Genomic DNA, 14930 nt, shown 5'->3' with positions numbered 1-14930 from the left:
GCCGCGCCCCGTGCCGCAGGGGGAGGCGGCGCGGGGCGCGGTCGGGAGGGTGGGGCCCGCAGAGCGGGTCTGACGGTGGGTCAGGCGGTCTCGGCGGCGGCGCGGCGGGCGATGGCCCGGGCCCGGCGGATGCGGCGGCGCTCACGCTCGCTCATGCCGCCCCAGATGCCGAACTTCTCACCGTTCTGCAGCGCGTACTCCAGGCAGTCCTCGCGGACGACGCAGCCGCGGCAGACCTCCTTGGCCTCCTTGGTGGATGCGCCCCGCTCGGGGAAGAACAGGTCGGGATCGACGCCGAGGCAGTTCGCGTACTCCTGCCACACTCGGGTTTCGGACTGGCCACCGATGTCCACGGGGACGCTCATATGCCAGGACCTCTCGTTCGTTTCAGCTGGGTGGCACCGCCGGAGTCTCCCCCTCGGCCGACGCCCATACCAGACGTGTAATTACAACAGTGTGATCATCGCCGAGATCGCGGCCAGATGCAAGGGAGACATGGGATTCGTCTCCAACTGATGTTGACGGACCGCGTCCCCCACGGCCGACCGACCCCCTCCCCCGGCCGGGTCGCCGTGTCAAGCACCTGCCCGGCACCGGCACCTGGTAGCCATGGCCGCGTGATCCAGGACTGGGAGCACCACGAGCTGCGGCGATCGCGACGGGACCTCTACCACCTGAGCCACGAGGTCGCGCTCCGCGAAGCCCACGCCGCGCGCCAGGCGGGCACGGCCGGCTGGCTGGCCGGGCACGACTTCCGGGCGGTGGCCCTGCTCGCCGACGCGGTGGAGACCTTCGCTGCGACGTCGCGCACCGGGTCCCGGCCCCCCGACGCGGCGCCCATCGCCGACGACGGCGTCAACGACGTCGTGCTCGAGCTGGCCGACGCGCTCGTGGCCGAGCTGGAGCAGCGGCGCTCCGAGGCCACCGGGTCGGCCGTGGCCGCGTTCGCCAACCTGTGCCACAAGGTGGCCTGGGCCGGCGAGGTGCTGCGGGTCGGCCGCTAGCGACGGGCGTTGGTGCGCAGTGCCCGCTTGTGCTCGACGAAGTCGACGAGGACGTAGTCGCCCAGCGTCTCGGGCGTGGTGAAGAAGGCGCGACCGCCGTTCATCCGCGAGATCCGCTCGATGAAGGTCTTCAGGTACTGGGTGGCGTCCAGCATGAAGGTGTTGATGCGGATGTCGTCCTTGGTGCAGCGGATGACCTCGCGCACGGTGGCGTCGATGGTCTCCTGCACCGGCGGGTAGTTGAAGTACGGCTGGGACATGCCCGGCTCGAAGTGGGCCGTCGGCTCGCCGTCGGTGATCATGATGATCTGCTTGGTGCCGCTCTGGCGCGACAGCAGCTGGCGGGCCAGCTGCAGGCCGTGCTGCATGTTGGTGCCGTAGTCGTAGTCCCAGCTCACCTCGGGCAGCTGGGCGGGCGTGAGCACGTGGGCGACCTTCGAGAACCCGACCAGGCCCAGGTAGTCCTGCGGGTACTGGCCCGAGATCAGCGCGTGCAGCGCCATGGCGACCTTCTTGGCCGGCAGGAAGTTGTCGCGCATGGGCATCGACAGCGACAGGTCGAGCATCAGCACCGTCGACGAGCGCACGACGGTCTCCGTGCGCTCGATCTCGAAGTCCTCGGGGGTGAGCTGCACCGGCGTGCCGGACCCGGCCCGGCTGACGGCGTTGCGCACGGTCCGCCCGATGTGGAGGTTGAACGGGTCGCCCCACTCGTAGGCCTTGGTCTCGTACGTGCGCTCGTGGCCGATGCCGGTGGACGACAGCTCGTGGCGACCGAGCTTGTCCTTGGCCAGCTTGGAGAACAGGTCGTCCAGGGCGTTGTCGCCGATGCGACGCAGACCCCGCGGCGTGAGCTCGAGGCGGCCCTCCTTGTTCTGGATGAGCCCGGCCTCCTCCAGCTGCTTGGCCAGCTTCGACAGCTGCTCGAGGGACCGGGCGGCGTCGTCGCCGAGCAGCTCCCGGGCCCGGTCCAGGTCGGCCTCGGCCAGCGCGCCCGGCTGGGTGGCCGACTGCATCAGGTTCTCGAGCTGGTCGAGGTCGCCGAGCTCGGCCATCATCTGCGCGGCCTCGGCGAAGCCCATGGGGTTGTCGCCCGAGAAGTCGTACTGCTTGTCCCAGTCGAGCTGGGGGAACATCTGCTGGAGGTTCTGGCCGAGCTGGCTGGCCAGGAAGTTGAGGTCCATGTCCTCGAGCAGCTGCTCGGCGAGGCCCTGCAGCTGGGCCCGCTGCTCGGGCGTCATGGAGTTGAGCATCGCCTGCATCTGGGCCATGCGCTCGGCCATGGCCCGGAGGAGCTCCTCGACGTTCTCGGGGTTCTCCGGGAAGAAGTCCCCGTACTCGTCCATGAACCGCTGGAAGTCCTCGGGGGTGTCCTCGTCCCGCTGGTGCTTCTCGAGCAGCTCGTTGAGCGCAGCCATCATGTCCTTGGTGCGCTGCATGGCCGCCGGGTCGGGGTTGGACATGGCCCCGGCCATCTGGTCGAAGTACTGCTGGGCCAGCTGCTGGCGGAGCTGGTCCATCAGCTCCTCGAAGCGCTGCTGGGCCTCGGAGGACTCGAAGTCGTACTGCGACAGGCTCTGGACCTGGCCGGCGAGGTCCGACGGGAGCATGTCGAGGTGCATGTGCTTCTCGGTGGTGGTGGCCTCGGCCAGCTCCTGCTGGCGGGCGTCACCCGACTCGCGGGCCTCGTCGAGGCGCCGGTCGAGCGCACCACGCTCCTGGTCCACGACCTCCCGGATGGCTTCTGCGATCTCGTCGTACACGCCGCCGAGGTTCGAGTTCTCCAGCCGCTCCCGGCGGGCGTCGCGCAGCCGCTGCATCAGCTCGCGCATGCCCTGGACGTCGTTGCCCTGATCGTCCTCGAAGCCCTGCTGCATCAGCCGGCGCAGGGCGGCGTTCAGGTCGCCGTGGTACAGCAGGTCGTCGGTGATCTCGTCGAAGATCGCGTCGGCATCGAGATCGAAGCCGACCTGCGTGCCATCCCAGCGCGAGTAGCGGAACGTGGGACGAGCCATGCTCGGCACGGTAGCGGCGAGCCGGGACGGAGGGACCGCAGACGCGGACGAGGCAGCGCTGGGGAGCGCTGCCTCGTCTCGGTTGCGGAGTGGTTCCGGGTGGGTTCAGGGGACCCCTGGGGGGTCAGATGCGCTCGCGGCGCTCCTCGACCACGGTGCGGTCGGTGCGGGGGGCGGTGGCCCGATCGATCCAGATCAGCGACACGATGACCCCGATCACGCCGGCGATCATCAAGATGATGCCGACTGCCGCGAGGTCGAGTCCGGAGACCGTGACGTCGACGGCGAAGGTGAGGATCGCGCCGAGAGCGATGAGGAAGATGGAAGTGCCGGTAGCCATGGGGAATCACTCCTTCTGGGGCTGCCCGTTGCATGCCCGTTGGTGTGGCTGCATCGGTACCCGACCCCGGAAGCGCCTAGACCAACGCCACTTTCCGGCGCGGCGGGATCAGTGCCGGCGGACGGCGAGCAGGGCGGTGTCGTCGGCCGCCGGGCCCTGGTCGGCGAGGAGCTGGTACAGCTCGTCGCACGCCGTCTCGATGTCGGCCGAGCGACCGACGAAGGACGAGGCCAGGCGGTCGAGGCCCTCGTCGATGGACTCACCGCGGCGCTCCACCAACCCGTCGCTGTAGAGGAACAGCAGCTCTCCCGGTGCGACGCGGTCGGCGGTGGGCGACACCCGCAGCTCGGGCACGAAGCCCAGCATCGGTCCCCGGTGGTCGTCGTCGCCGAGCCAGCGCACGACGCCGCCGTCGCGGTCGGCGATGAGCGGCGGCAGGTGCCCGCAGCGCCACGTGCGGCACTCGCCCGTGGTCGTGTCCAGCTCCACGTAGACGATCGTCATCGTGGTGTGCAGCTCCTCCAGCGCGAGCCGGTTCAGCACCCGGAGGGCCTCCTCGGGGGAGACCGAGGACTGCACGAGCGCCCGGAAGGAGTGGCGGAACTGGCCCATGTGGGCCGCGGCGGTGAGGCCGTGGCCGCAGACGTCGCCGACGGCGAGGCCGACCCGGTCGTCGCCCAGGTCGATGACGTCGTACCAGTCGCCGCCGACCTCGATGCCGTCGCGTCCCGGGTGGTAGCGGACGCAGACGTCGGCGCCCTCGATGGTCGCCGTGGAATCCGGGAGCAGCTCGCGCTGGAAGGCCGTCGCCGCGAGCCGCTGCTGCTCGTGGTGCTTGGCGTTCTCCACGGCCACCCCGGTGGAGGTCCCGATGGAGCGGGCCAGGCGCACGTCGTCCTCGGTGAAGTAGCCGGCGTCGGGGTGCAGGAACACCATGGTGCCGAGGCGGCCCTGACCCTCGCCGCGGATGGGCACGACGAGCGCCGAGCGCATCGTGCCGACCTCCACCGGCAGCCGGAGCCCGAGCACGAACGCCCGGACGTCGGGCTGGCTGCGGAGGTCGACCAGCGCCGGGCCGTGGGCGGCGTCGAGGTCGGTGGGGACGTCGAGCTCGGCCGGGGGCGACGGGATCTCGGAGCCGGGTGGCAGCCCGCTGAGCGCCCAGGCCAGCTCGTCGGCCGTGTCGCCGGGGACCTGGTAGAGGACGACCCCGTAGACCGCGCCGAGCACGCCCGTGGCCGCATGGGCCACGGCGATGGCCGTGTCCCGCAGCTCCCGTCCGGCGATGATCGCCTGGCTGACCCACTGGAGGCCCTCGATGGCCATCGTGCGGCGCTGGGTGCGCTGCTCGGCCTGCTTCCGGTCGGTCACGTCGGAGGTGATGGCGGCGACCTGGGTCTGCCCGCTCGGCAGGACGGTGGCGGTGATGCGGGTCGACAGCCAGCGCAGCTGCCCCTCGTCGTGGCGCACCCGGTACTCCACCTGGCGCAGGGGGCTGCCGTCGACGGCTGCCGGGTCGGGCAGGCTCCGGAGCGCCCGCTGGATCTCGTCCAGGTCGTCGCTGTGGACGCTGGCGAGCAGCGCCGACAGCGGGCCGGCGCCGCTGACAGCGGTCTGGCCGTGGAGGGCGGCCATGCGAGAGGACCACTCGACCCGACCCGACCCCGCGTCCACACCGGCCACGCCGAAGCGGCCGGCATCGAGCGCAGCGGCCAGGCGCCCCTCCGCGGCGCGCACGGCCATCCGGTCCCGCAGCCGGTCGAGCACGTGGGCGAGCACCGGTTCGACGGCCCGCAGGGCCGAGTCGGCCCACGCCGCCGGATCCTCGTCGGTCTCGGCCAGGAGCTCGATCACCCCGACGACCTGATCGCCCCCGCCCCGGATGGGGTGGTGGAGGCGGGTGGCGAAGCGCCCGGCGTCCGCGCCGAGGCGGTCGTCGTCGCCGGCGTCGCCGTCGACCACCGGCCCGCGCTCGGCCCACGCCCGGCCGGGCAGCCCCTCGCCGACCGCCAGGCTGGTCTGCATCGTGCGCCGGCGGTGCGCGTCGGCCCCGTCCGGGTCCCGGGTCCACGTCGCGACGGGGCGCAGGAGGCCGGCCGCATCGTCGACGGCCCACAGCGCGCCGAGGTCCCAGTGGTTCGACTCCCCGATCTGGCCGAGCGCACGCTCGAGGACCTCGGGTCCGACGTCGGAGGAGGCCACCGCGTGCAGGACGGCGGCCAGGAGGTCCTCCGCGGTGGGGTTGCGCCGCTCGATCGCGCAGACCGGGCCGTGGGGGCTGCGGGCCAGGCGGAGGTGGACCTCCGACAGGCTGCCGCCGTAGGTGTCGGCGACCCGGATCTCGACCTCGTCGGCACCCAGGTCGCGCAGCGCGGCGCCGAGGCGATCGCCGCCGACGCCGAGGTGGTCTGCGAGCGGGGTGTCCACCAGATCGGCCCGAGCGCAGCCCACGGCCGCAGCCGCCCGCTCGGTGGCCTCCACCACGGTGCCCTCGTCGTCGAGGAGGGCGACGGCGGACGGCAGGGCGCGCAGCACCGTCTCCACCTCCGACCGATCTGCCGCCATGGCCTTCGATGTTCGCACAACCGCTCGGCGCGGCCACAAGGCCGCGCAGGAGGTTCTGCCTGCATCGGTGACCGGAGATGGAGGGCGTGCCGACTGGCGCCGCGGTGCGGCGCGCCATCGCAGGGAAGGACCAATGGCTGCTGACGACGAACGAACCGACACCGACGCGGCGTCCCGCCGGGCGCCGGAGCGGTCGGGCGACGGATCCGACCGCCCTCGCGCACGCGACGAGGGCACGGTCGCGAAGAACATCGAGCGCGTCGCGAACAAGGTCAAGGGGCTGCTGCGCTCCGATGGCTGACCGATCGCACCGCGATCCGGAGCCGAGTAGGTTCGCGCCGGCCGTGATCGCCATGACCCCTGCGCTCGGCGCCGTCGACTGCTGTACCCCACCCCACCCTGCCCGTACGCGAGACACCGTGGAGCCACGATGACCGAACCCACCCCCACCCCGCAGGACCGCCTCCAGGTCACCGTCGACGAGGGCGATCGCACCACCTTCGTCCTGAGCGGCGACCTCGACCCCCACACGTCGCCGTACCTCCAGGAGCGCATCGACGCCACCCTCGAGGAGGGCGCCACGACCGCGGTGCTCGACGTCGGTGAGGTGAGCTTCGTGGACTCCGCCGGGCTGCGGGTCATCGCCGACACGCACCGTCGGCTCATGAACGCCGGTGGCGGCCTCGTGCTGCGGAACCCGTCGAAGGGCCTCGAGAAGCTGCTGTCGGTGACGGGTCTGTCGGACCACGTCACCATCGAGCACTGATGCGGGCGGGCGCACCAGCGCCCCGCCCTGCGGGCGGTCAGAGCCGGGTGGTGCAGCGGATGATCAGCACGTCGTCCTCGACGTCCACGTGCACGTCGTCCACGAACGCCGACACGAGGAGCAACCCTCGGCCGCCGGTGCGCAGCGGATCCTCGAAGTCCCAGTCCGCGTCGGGCACGGTGATCTCCTCGACCCGGTTGGCGACCTCGAGGACGAGCAACCCGTCCTCGACCCAGGCGCTGACCGACGCCGGTTCGGCGCCCTCGGGGGTGCCTCGCACCGCGTTGGCGCCCAGCTCGCTGATGACGACGGAGAGGTCCTCGACCCGGTCCTCCGACGTGGTCACGCCGGCGAGCCACTCCACGAACGCTTCACGGACCGCCGCGAGGGCGGCGAGCGACGGAACAGGTCGCTTGGAGAAGCGGCGAGTGGAGGGTTGCAAGGACATCTCGATCGACGGGCCACGTACCCGAGCCCACAGCACTGTAGAACGGAACGACCATGCCTGACCTCCCCAGCCGAGCCACCGCCGAGCTCACCGTCCCGGCCACCACGGCCTACCTCCGCCACGTGCGGATCCTCGCCGCCACCATCGCCGACGACTGCGCGTTCGACGTCGAGGCGATCGAGTCCCTGCGGGTCGCCGTCGACGAGCTGTGCGCCCTGGCCATGGCCGATGCCACCGACACCGCCGAGCTCACGATCGCGATGACCACCACCGAGGACGGCATCGACCTCGAGGGCCGGTGCAGCCCGGTCACCGAGGAGCCGATGCTCGACCCCATCGCCGAGCAGCTCCTGCGCGCCGGCTCCAACCACCACGCCCTGCGCCTCGAAGGCGACACGGTGCACCTCGAGCTGCGCGCATCGCGGCCCACGGCTGGCGTCGATGGCGGCCGCTGACACCCAGGACCGCTTCGTCGAGTACCAGACGTCGCGGTCGCGCCGCCTCCGGAACCGCTTGGTCGAGGACAACCTCGAGCTGGTCGAGTACTACGTCAGCCGCTACGGCAAGGGCCACATGGAGGCCGACGACGTGCGCCAGCAGGCGCTCATGGCCCTCATCAAGGCCGTCGAGCGCTTCGACCCCGAGGTCGGCGTCACGTTCAAGACCTTCGCCAACCGCACCATCGAGGGCGAGCTGAAGCGGCTCCTGCGCGACAAGGGATGGTCGGTCCGACCGCCCCGCAGCCTGCAGGAGCTCGCCGTCCAGGCCCGCCGCCTGGAGCCCGAGCTCACCCAGGAGCTGGGTCGGGCCCCTCGGGTGCAGGAGCTGGCCGATCGGCTCGAGGAGTCCACCGACCGCGTCCTCGAGGCGCTGTCGGCCGGCGCGTCGTACCGGGCCGACAGCCTCGACGCCCCCATCGGCGACGGCACGACCACCAAGGGCGCGATGATCGCCGGCAGCGACGGCGACATGGGCCAGGTCGAGACCCGCATCGACGTGGAGTCGCTGCTGCAGGGCCTCGACGAGCGCGACCGCACCATCATCGAGATGCGCTTCGTGCACCGGCGCAGCCAGCAGGAGATCGCCGACGAGCTGGGCGTGTCCCAGTCCTACCTGTCCCGGCTGCTGCGCAAGACCCTGGCCACCCTGCGCGAGCAGGCCGAGGAGCAGATGGATCGGTAGGACCGCGGCGACGTCGCGGAACCGGCGTCAGCCGGCCGGCGTCGGGAGCGCCAGCGAGCAGCCGGCACGCGGCGCGCGGAGCCGACCGCCATCAGGATCGCGCGCGGTAGCTGGACCGGGAGCCGACGTGCTCCTTGTTCAGCCGCTTGCCGAGGTGCAGGCCCTCGAGCAGGAACTCCACCGCGGCAGCCATGGCGGCGGCGGACTCGTCGCCGTCGGTGAGGCCGACGACCTGGGCCTTGAGCCCGGGCATCTCCTCGGCGAGGGCGGCGAGGTCGGCGGAGGAGATGTCGTCGCCGGCGTCGACGATGCGGCCCTCCTCGAAGGCGTCGATGACGTCGCGGAGCATGGCGGCGTCGGTGCGCTCGCGGAACACGGTGAGCACCGCGGCCTTCACCAGGTGCTCGGCGATGACCTCGTCGCGGCCGTCGTCGAGGGACTCGATCTCGATCTTGCCCATCGTCGACGCCGCGAGCGCATCGAGGTCGGACACGCGGGGCACGACGATGTCCTCGCCGTGGCGCAGGGCCCGCCGAGCGGCGTTGGCGATGAGCACCTCGTGGTTGGACACGGTGAGGCGCACCGACACGCCGGAGCGCTGGTTGACGTGGGGCGACTGGCGGGCCAGGTGCGAGAGCGTGGCCACGATCTGGCTCATGTAGCTCGGCATCGCCGAGTGGATGCCCTCGGCCTGCAGCGGCGTGCACTCCTGGGCGGCGATGACCATCTCGGTCTCGACGTCGAGGGGGTAGTGGGTGCGGATCTGGCTGCCGAAGCGGTCCTTCAGCGGCGTGATGATCCGGCCGCGGTTGGTGTAGTCCTCGGGGTTGGCCGACGCGACGAGCATGACGTCGAGGGGCAGGCGCACCTTGTAGCCCCGGATCTGCACGTCGCGCTCCTCGAGCACGTTCAGCAGGCCGACCTGGATGCGCTCGGAGAGGTCGGGCAGCTCGTTGATGGCGAAGATGCCGCGGTTGGTGCGGGGCACGAGGCCGTAGTGGAGGGTGAGCTCGTCGGAGAGGTAGCGACCCTCGGCGACCTTGATCGGGTCGACCTCGCCGATGAGGTCGGCGATGGAGGTGTCGGGGGTGGCGAGCTTCTCGCCGAAGCGCTCGTCCCGGTGGACCCAGTCGATCTCGGTGTCCTCGCCCATCTCCTCGACCAGGTCGCGGGCGTAGCGGGACACCGGGTTGTACGGATCGTCGTGGATCTCGGAGCCCTTGACGATCGGCATCCACTCGTCGAGCAGCCGGGTGAGGGAGCGGATCATGCGGGTCTTGGCCTGGCCGCGCTCGCCGAGGAAGACCACGTCGTGGCCGGCCAGCAGCGCGTTCTCGAGCTGGGGCATGACCGTCTGCTCGTAGCCGAGCACGCCCTCGAAGAGCGGCTCACCGGCCCGGATCTTGGTGACGGCGTTGCGCCGCACCTCCTCCTTCACCGGCCGGGACTCCCAACCGGACTCCCGGAGCGCGCCGAGGGTGGACGGGAGGCTGGACGGTGCTGCCATGGGGGCCAACCTATCGGTCACCCCGAGGGCGTCGACCTCGGTCCTCGTAGGCTCCGGCGCCGATGACGCTCCCCGACCGCTGGCTGGCCGCCCCGGCCGACGAAGACCTGCGCCGCACCTTCGCCGACCCCGATCTGGACGACTCCGGTTGGGAGCCCATCGCCGTGCCCGGCCACTGGCGGTCCACGCCGGCCTTCGCCGACCACGACGGCCCCCTCCTGCACCGCGCCCGCTTCGAGCAACCCCCCGGTGCCGGCGACCGGCGGTGGTGGCTGCGCTTCGACGGCCTCTTCTACGAGGGCGACGTGTGGCTGGACGGCACCTACCTCGGCGCCACGGAGGGGTACTTCTTCGCCCACGAGTTCGAGGTCACCGAGCAGCTGCACGCCCGGAGCGAGCACCAGCTCGCCGTCGAGGTGGCGTGCGCGCCCCAGACGAACCGCGCCCACAAGCGCAACATCACCGGCGTGTTCCAGCACTGGGACTGCCTGGACCCGGACTGGAACCCCGGCGGCATCTGGCGGCCGGTGCACGTCGAGGAGTCCGGGCCGGTCCGCATCCGCCACCTGGTCACCCGCTGCCTCGAGGCCACCCCCGCCCGGGCCGTGCTGTCGCTCACCGCCGACCTCGATGCCGCAGAGGCGATCGAGGTCCACCTGCGCACCACGGTGGGCGCCGCCGACCACGGCACCGACCGCACGCTGGCCGCCGGCCCCAACACGGTCGAGTGGACCGTCACGGTGGAGCGCCCGCAGCTGTGGTGGCCCCACGCCCTCGGGGAGCCGCACCTCGAGCAGGCCACGGTCGAGGTGCGCGTCCGCGACGCCGCCGGCAGCCGCGTGTCGGACCGGCGGCGGTTCCGCACCGGCCTGCGCCAGGTGTCCATGCGCAAGTGGGTGCTGTCGGTCAACGGCGAGCGGCTGTTCTGCAAGGGGGCCAACCTCGGGCCCACCCGCATGGCGCTCGGCGAGGCCACGCCGGACGAGCTCGCGGCCGACGTCGAGACGGCCAAGGCGACCGGCCTGGACCTGCTGCGCGTCCACGGCCACGTCGGCCGGCCCGAGACCTACGACGCTGCCGACCGGGCCGGGATGCTGCTGTGGCAGGACTTCCCGCTGCAGTGGGGCTACGCCCGCTCGATCCGGCGCCAGGCCCAGCGCCAGGCCACCGAGATGGTGGCCATGCTGGCCCACCACCCGTCCGTGGCCATCTGGTGCGGGCACAACGAGCCGATGGGCCTCGACATCTCGCCCGAGGCCTTCGCTGAACCGCACCGCCTCGCCGGCCTCGGACTGCGGGCCGTGGTGTCCCAGCAGCTGCCCACGTGGAACAAGACGGTGCTGGACCGGACCGTGAAGCGCGCCATCGAGGCCGCCGACGGCACCCGGCCCGTCATCAAGCACTCGGGCGTCCTGCCCCGCCTGCCCACGCTCGAGGGCACCGACAGCCACCTCTACTTCGGCTGGTACTGGGGCGACGAGCGCGACCTCCCCGGCTTCGCCCGGGCGATGCCGAGCCAGGTCCGCTTCCCGACCGAGTTCGGCGCCCAGGCCGTGCCCGAGACCGACGGCTTCATGGATGCGACGCAGTGGCCGGACCTCGACTGGGAGCGGCTGGGGCGCACGCACAACCTGCAGCTCGCGCTGCTCGACCGCCACGTGCCCCGCGACGGCCGGACCTACGAGGAGTGGAAGGACGCCACGCAGACGTACCAGGCCACGCTGCTCCGCCACCACGTGGAGACGCTGCGTCGGCTCAAGTACCGCCCGACCGGCGGCTTCTGCCAGTTCGCCTTCGCCGACGCCCATCCAGGCGTCACCTGGTCCGTCCTCGACCACGAGCGGGTGCCCAAGGCCGGCCTCGCCGCCCTCACCGATGCGTGCCGGCCGGTGATCGTCGTCGCCGACCGACCGCCGGCCGCGGTCGCGCCCGGCCGGGCGCTCGCCCTCGACGTCCACGTCGTCTCGGACCGCAGGGTCGACCTCACGGGGACTGTCGAGGTCGAGGCGCGCTGGGACGGTGGCGGCCACCGATGGTCCTTCACCGGCGACGTGCCCGCCGACGCCTGCGTGCTCGTCGGCACGGTGCAGCTCGAGGTCCCCGACGCACCGGGTGAGCTCGTGATCGCCCTCTGCGGTGAGGTGGGCGACGACCGGCCCACCAACGAGTACCGCACCACCATCACCGCCTGACCCCGGGGTGATTGCCCCCCGTCGTGGGGGTGCGGGTACCGTGCGAATCCATGCAGACCATGGAGCAGTCAGCCTCGTCAGGGGGTGCGGGCGCTGGGGTCGAGCCCGTGAACCCCCCACGCCGCCCCGCGCCGTGGCCGGTGCAGTTCTACCGATCGGCCGTGGGCAAGAAGTGGGTCATGGCCATCACGGGCATCATGCTCATGGGCTTCGTGTTCGGCCACATGGTCGGCAACCTCAAGATGTACCAGGGCGCCCACGCCCTGAACGTCTACGGCGAGTCGCTGCGAGAGCTGCTCTACCCCCTGCTCCCCCGCACGCTCACCCTGTGGATCATCCGCATCGGGCTGATCCTCGCCTTCGTGTTCCACATCCACGCGGCGGCGAGCCTCACCCTGATGAACCGCCGGGCCAACGCCGGCGGCTACGAGAGCAAGCGGTCCTGGCAGGCGGCCAACACGGCCAGCCGATCGATGCGCTTCACCGGCATCGTCATCCTCGCCTACCTGATCTGGCACCTCGCCGACTTCACCTGGGGCTGGGTCAACCCGGACTTCGTGCGAGGCGACGTCTACCGCAACGTGCAGGCGAGCCTCACCAACGCGATCCCCGCCGCCATCTACGTGCTGGCCACCCTCGCCCTCGGCGTGCACCTGTTCCACGGGGCCTGGAGCCTGTTCCAGAGCCTGGGGCTGAACAACCCGAAGTACAACAGCTGGCGCCGCGGGTTCGCCATGGGCTTCGCCGGCCTCATCACCATCGGCAACCTCAGCTTCCCGCTGGCCGTCGTCTCGGGGGCCGCCTCCGACGACGTCTGCTACGAGGAAGGTGACCGCATCGTCACCTGCGAGACCGTGTTCGCCGAGGCCATCGAGGATGGCCGCCTGAGCATCGAGCAGTACGACGAGCTCAGCGACGGCGAACGACTCAGGATCATCAAGGCCTACGAGGCCAACGAAGAGCTCCGCTTCGAGGAGGGCACGTCGTGATCGGCAACCTGGACTCCGCAGTCCCCCCGGGGGACATCGGTGACAAGTGGACGCAGCACAAGTTCGACATGAAGCTCGTGGCGCCGAACAACCGGCGCAAGTTCGAGGTCATCGTCGTGGGCACCGGCCTCGCCGGCGCCGCCGCGGCCGCCACGCTCGGCGAGCAGGGCTACAAGGTGAAGGCGATCACCTACCACGACTCGCCCCGCCGGGCGCACTCGATCGCCGCCCAGGGCGGCATCAACGCCGCCAAGAACTACAAGAACGACGGCGACTCGGTGTACCGCCTCTTCTACGACACGGTGAAGGGCGGCGACTACCGCTCCCGCGAGGCCAACGTGCACCGCCTGGCCGAGGTGTCCGGCGACATCATCGACCAGTGCGTCGCCCAGGGCGTGCCCTTCGCCCGCGAGTACGGCGGCATGCTCGACAACCGCTCCTTCGGCGGCGCCCAGGTGTCGCGCACCTTCTACGCCCGGGGCCAGACCGGCCAGCAGCTCCTCCTCGGCGCCTACCAGGCGCTCATGAAGGAGGTGCACGCCGGCAGCGTGGAGCTCATCACCAAGACCGAGGTCCTCGACCTGGTGGTCAAGGACGGCGTCGCCCGGGGCGTGGTCACCCGCGACCTGCGCACCGGCGAGGTGCAGCGCCACTCGGCCCACGCCGTGCTGCTCTGCACCGGCGGCTACGGCAACGTCTTCTACCTGTCGACCAACGCCAAGTACTCCAACGCCACCGCGGCGTGGCGGGCGCACAAGAAGGGGGCGGCCTTCGCCAACCCCTGCTTCACCCAGATCCACCCGACGTGCATCCCGCCGTCGGAGGAGTACCAGTCCAAGCTCACGCTCATGTCGGAGTCGCTGCGCAACGACGGTCGCGTCTGGGTCCCCAAGAACCCCGACGAGACCCGTCCGGCATCCCAGATCCCCGACGCCGACCGCGACTACTTCCTCGAGCGCAAGTACCCGAGCTTCGGCAACCTGGTCCCCCGCGACGTCGCCTCCCGCAACGCCAAGACGGCGGTCGACGCCGGCCAGGGCGTGGGTCCCCGCAAGAACGGCGTCTACCTCGACTTCGCGGACTCGATCAGCCGCCTCGGCGAGGACGCCATCCGGGAGCGCTACGGGAACCTGTTCGACATGTACGAGCGCATCACGGACGAGAACCCGTACCACGAGCCGATGCGCATCTACCCCGCCGTCCACTACACGATGGGCGGGCTGTGGGTGGACTACCACCTCATGTCCAACGTGCCCGGCCTGTTCGTGCTCGGCGAGGCCAACTTCTCCGACCACGGCGCCAACCGCCTCGGCGCCTCGGCCCTCATGCAGGGCCTGGCCGACGGCTACTTCGTCATCTCCTACACGCTGGCCAACTACCTGTCGGGCCTGCTCGGCGAGAGCGCCGTGCCGACCGACGACCCGGTGTTCACCCAGGCCGAGACCGACGTGGCCGACCGCATGAACCAGTTCCTGTCGATCGGTGGCACCAAGTCCCCCGACCACTTCCACAAGGAGCTCGGCAAGATCATGTGGGACTACTGCGGCATGGCCCGCAACGAGGCCGGCCTGCAGAAGGCGCTGTCGGAGATCCCCGCCCTGCGCGAGGAGTTCTACAAGGACGTGCGCGTGCTCGGCTCGGGCGAGAGCCTGAACCAGAGCCTGGAGAAGGCCGGCCGCGTCGCCGACTTCCTCGAGCTCGGTGAGCTGATGTGCAAGGACGCGCTCGACCGCGCCGAGTCCTGCGGCGGGCACTTCCGCGAGGAATCCCAGACCCCGGAGGGCGAGGCCCTCCGCGACGACGAGAACTTCTCGTTCGTGTCGGCGTGGGAGTGGACGGGCGATCCGGCCACCTCCATCCGCCACGAGGAGCCGCTCGTGTTCGAGAACGTGGCGCTCACCCAGCGCAGCTACAAGTAGAGG

The 14930-nt window shown here is 71.2% G+C and carries 14 protein-coding genes; 8 read left to right on the top strand and 6 right to left on the bottom strand.

Annotated features, from left to right (window positions below; translation table 11 throughout):
* Positions 1 to 80 precede the first annotated feature (80 nt).
* Complete coding sequence (locus RGQ06_RS09645) at positions 81 to 365, bottom strand: WhiB family transcriptional regulator (RefSeq protein WP_432426781.1); 285 nt, start codon at positions 363 to 365, stop codon at positions 81 to 83.
* 252 nt (positions 366 to 617) lie between these two features.
* On the opposite strand from RGQ06_RS09645, the gene RGQ06_RS09640 reads away from it, so the two are divergent.
* Positions 618 to 1004, top strand: a complete 387-nt coding sequence (locus tag RGQ06_RS09640) for a hypothetical protein (RefSeq protein ID WP_432426782.1) — start codon at positions 618 to 620, stop codon at positions 1002 to 1004.
* On the opposite strand, the gene RGQ06_RS09635 is transcribed toward RGQ06_RS09640, so the two are convergent.
* The 3 genes from RGQ06_RS09635 to RGQ06_RS09625 form a co-directional block, all read right to left on the bottom strand.
* Positions 1001 to 3019: a VWA domain-containing protein gene (locus tag RGQ06_RS09635; protein ID WP_432426783.1), complete on the bottom strand. Its 2019-nt coding sequence runs from the start codon at positions 3017 to 3019 to the stop codon at positions 1001 to 1003. The genes RGQ06_RS09640 and RGQ06_RS09635 overlap by 4 nt on opposite strands.
* 124 nt (positions 3020 to 3143) lie before the next feature.
* Entirely contained in the window at positions 3144 to 3359 is a 216-nt protein-coding gene (locus RGQ06_RS09630) for a DUF6458 family protein (RefSeq protein ID WP_432426784.1), read from the bottom strand.
* 108 nt (positions 3360 to 3467) lie between these two features.
* On the bottom strand, positions 3468 to 5924 hold the full coding sequence (locus tag RGQ06_RS09625) for a SpoIIE family protein phosphatase (RefSeq protein ID WP_432426785.1): 2457 nt from the start codon (positions 5922 to 5924) through the stop codon (positions 3468 to 3470).
* 133 nt (positions 5925 to 6057) lie between these two features.
* On the opposite strand from RGQ06_RS09625, the gene RGQ06_RS09620 reads away from it, so the two are divergent.
* Entirely contained in the window at positions 6058 to 6225 is a 168-nt protein-coding gene (locus RGQ06_RS09620) for a hypothetical protein (protein ID WP_432426786.1), read from the top strand.
* Between the two features lie 129 nt (positions 6226 to 6354).
* Positions 6355 to 6690, top strand: coding sequence for an STAS domain-containing protein (locus RGQ06_RS09615; protein ID WP_432426787.1), 336 nt, complete (start codon positions 6355 to 6357; stop codon positions 6688 to 6690).
* Positions 6691 to 6727: 37 nt separating this feature from the next.
* Here the strand turns inward: RGQ06_RS09615 and RGQ06_RS09610 are convergent, their stop codons facing one another.
* Entirely contained in the window at positions 6728 to 7132 is a 405-nt protein-coding gene (locus RGQ06_RS09610) for an ATP-binding protein (RefSeq protein WP_432430716.1), read from the bottom strand.
* Between the two features lie 59 nt (positions 7133 to 7191).
* On the opposite strand from RGQ06_RS09610, the gene RGQ06_RS09605 reads away from it, so the two are divergent.
* Positions 7192 to 7593, top strand: coding sequence for a hypothetical protein (locus RGQ06_RS09605; RefSeq protein WP_432426789.1), 402 nt, complete (start codon positions 7192 to 7194; stop codon positions 7591 to 7593).
* A complete protein-coding gene (locus RGQ06_RS09600) occupies positions 7580 to 8320 on the top strand; it encodes a sigma-70 family RNA polymerase sigma factor (RefSeq protein ID WP_432426790.1) in 741 nt (246 codons plus the stop codon). Before RGQ06_RS09605 ends, RGQ06_RS09600 begins: the two co-directional genes overlap by 14 nt.
* A 91-nt stretch (positions 8321 to 8411) precedes the next feature.
* Here RGQ06_RS09600 and RGQ06_RS09595 read toward each other — a convergent pair whose 3' ends face one another.
* Complete coding sequence (locus RGQ06_RS09595; RefSeq protein ID WP_432426791.1) at positions 8412 to 9827, bottom strand: sigma 54-interacting transcriptional regulator; 1416 nt, start codon at positions 9825 to 9827, stop codon at positions 8412 to 8414.
* 62 nt (positions 9828 to 9889) lie between these two features.
* Between RGQ06_RS09595 and RGQ06_RS09590 the strand changes: the two genes are divergently transcribed.
* From RGQ06_RS09590 to RGQ06_RS09580, 3 genes are all read left to right on the top strand, one after another.
* Complete coding sequence (locus RGQ06_RS09590; protein ID WP_432426792.1) at positions 9890 to 12019, top strand: glycosyl hydrolase 2 galactose-binding domain-containing protein; 2130 nt, start codon at positions 9890 to 9892, stop codon at positions 12017 to 12019.
* Positions 12020 to 12126: 107 nt separating this feature from the next.
* Positions 12127 to 13008 carry a succinate dehydrogenase cytochrome b subunit gene (locus tag RGQ06_RS09585; protein WP_432426793.1) on the top strand — a complete coding sequence of 294 codons (882 nt, stop codon included), beginning with the start codon at positions 12127 to 12129 and terminating at the stop codon, positions 13006 to 13008.
* Entirely contained in the window at positions 13005 to 14927 is a 1923-nt protein-coding gene (locus RGQ06_RS09580) for a fumarate reductase/succinate dehydrogenase flavoprotein subunit (protein ID WP_432426794.1), read from the top strand. Before RGQ06_RS09585 ends, RGQ06_RS09580 begins: the two co-directional genes overlap by 4 nt.
* Positions 14928 to 14930 lie beyond the last annotated feature (3 nt).

The sequence above is a fragment of the Salinilacustrithrix flava genome (genome assembly GCF_041228405.1).
Classification (GTDB): Bacteria; Actinomycetota; Acidimicrobiia; order Acidimicrobiales; family Salinilacustritrichaceae; genus Salinilacustrithrix; species Salinilacustrithrix flava.
The sequence above is the reverse complement of the archived record's forward strand: the minus strand, read 5'-3'. Positions and strand labels throughout refer to the sequence as shown.

Excerpts from the sequence above, each read along its gene's own strand:
- RGQ06_RS09620 (WP_432426786.1), top strand. The coding sequence starts at position 6,058 with ATGGCTGCTGACGACGAACGAACCGACACCGACGCGGCGTCCCGCCGG.
- RGQ06_RS09590 (WP_432426792.1), top strand. The coding sequence starts at position 9,890 with ATGACGCTCCCCGACCGCTGGCTGGCCGCCCCGGCCGACGAAGACCTG.
- RGQ06_RS09630 (WP_432426784.1), bottom strand. The coding sequence starts at position 3,359 with ATGGCTACCGGCACTTCCATCTTCCTCATCGCTCTCGGCGCGATCCTC.
- RGQ06_RS09600 (WP_432426790.1), top strand. The coding sequence starts at position 7,580 with ATGGCGGCCGCTGACACCCAGGACCGCTTCGTCGAGTACCAGACGTCG.
- RGQ06_RS09605 (WP_432426789.1), top strand. The coding sequence starts at position 7,192 with ATGCCTGACCTCCCCAGCCGAGCCACCGCCGAGCTCACCGTCCCGGCC.
- RGQ06_RS09615 (WP_432426787.1), top strand. The coding sequence starts at position 6,355 with ATGACCGAACCCACCCCCACCCCGCAGGACCGCCTCCAGGTCACCGTC.
- RGQ06_RS09635 (WP_432426783.1), bottom strand. The coding sequence starts at position 3,019 with ATGGCTCGTCCCACGTTCCGCTACTCGCGCTGGGATGGCACGCAGGTC.
- RGQ06_RS09645 (WP_432426781.1), bottom strand. The coding sequence starts at position 365 with ATGAGCGTCCCCGTGGACATCGGTGGCCAGTCCGAAACCCGAGTGTGG.
- RGQ06_RS09625 (WP_432426785.1), bottom strand. The coding sequence starts at position 5,924 with ATGGCGGCAGATCGGTCGGAGGTGGAGACGGTGCTGCGCGCCCTGCCG.
- RGQ06_RS09595 (WP_432426791.1), bottom strand. The coding sequence starts at position 9,827 with ATGGCAGCACCGTCCAGCCTCCCGTCCACCCTCGGCGCGCTCCGGGAG.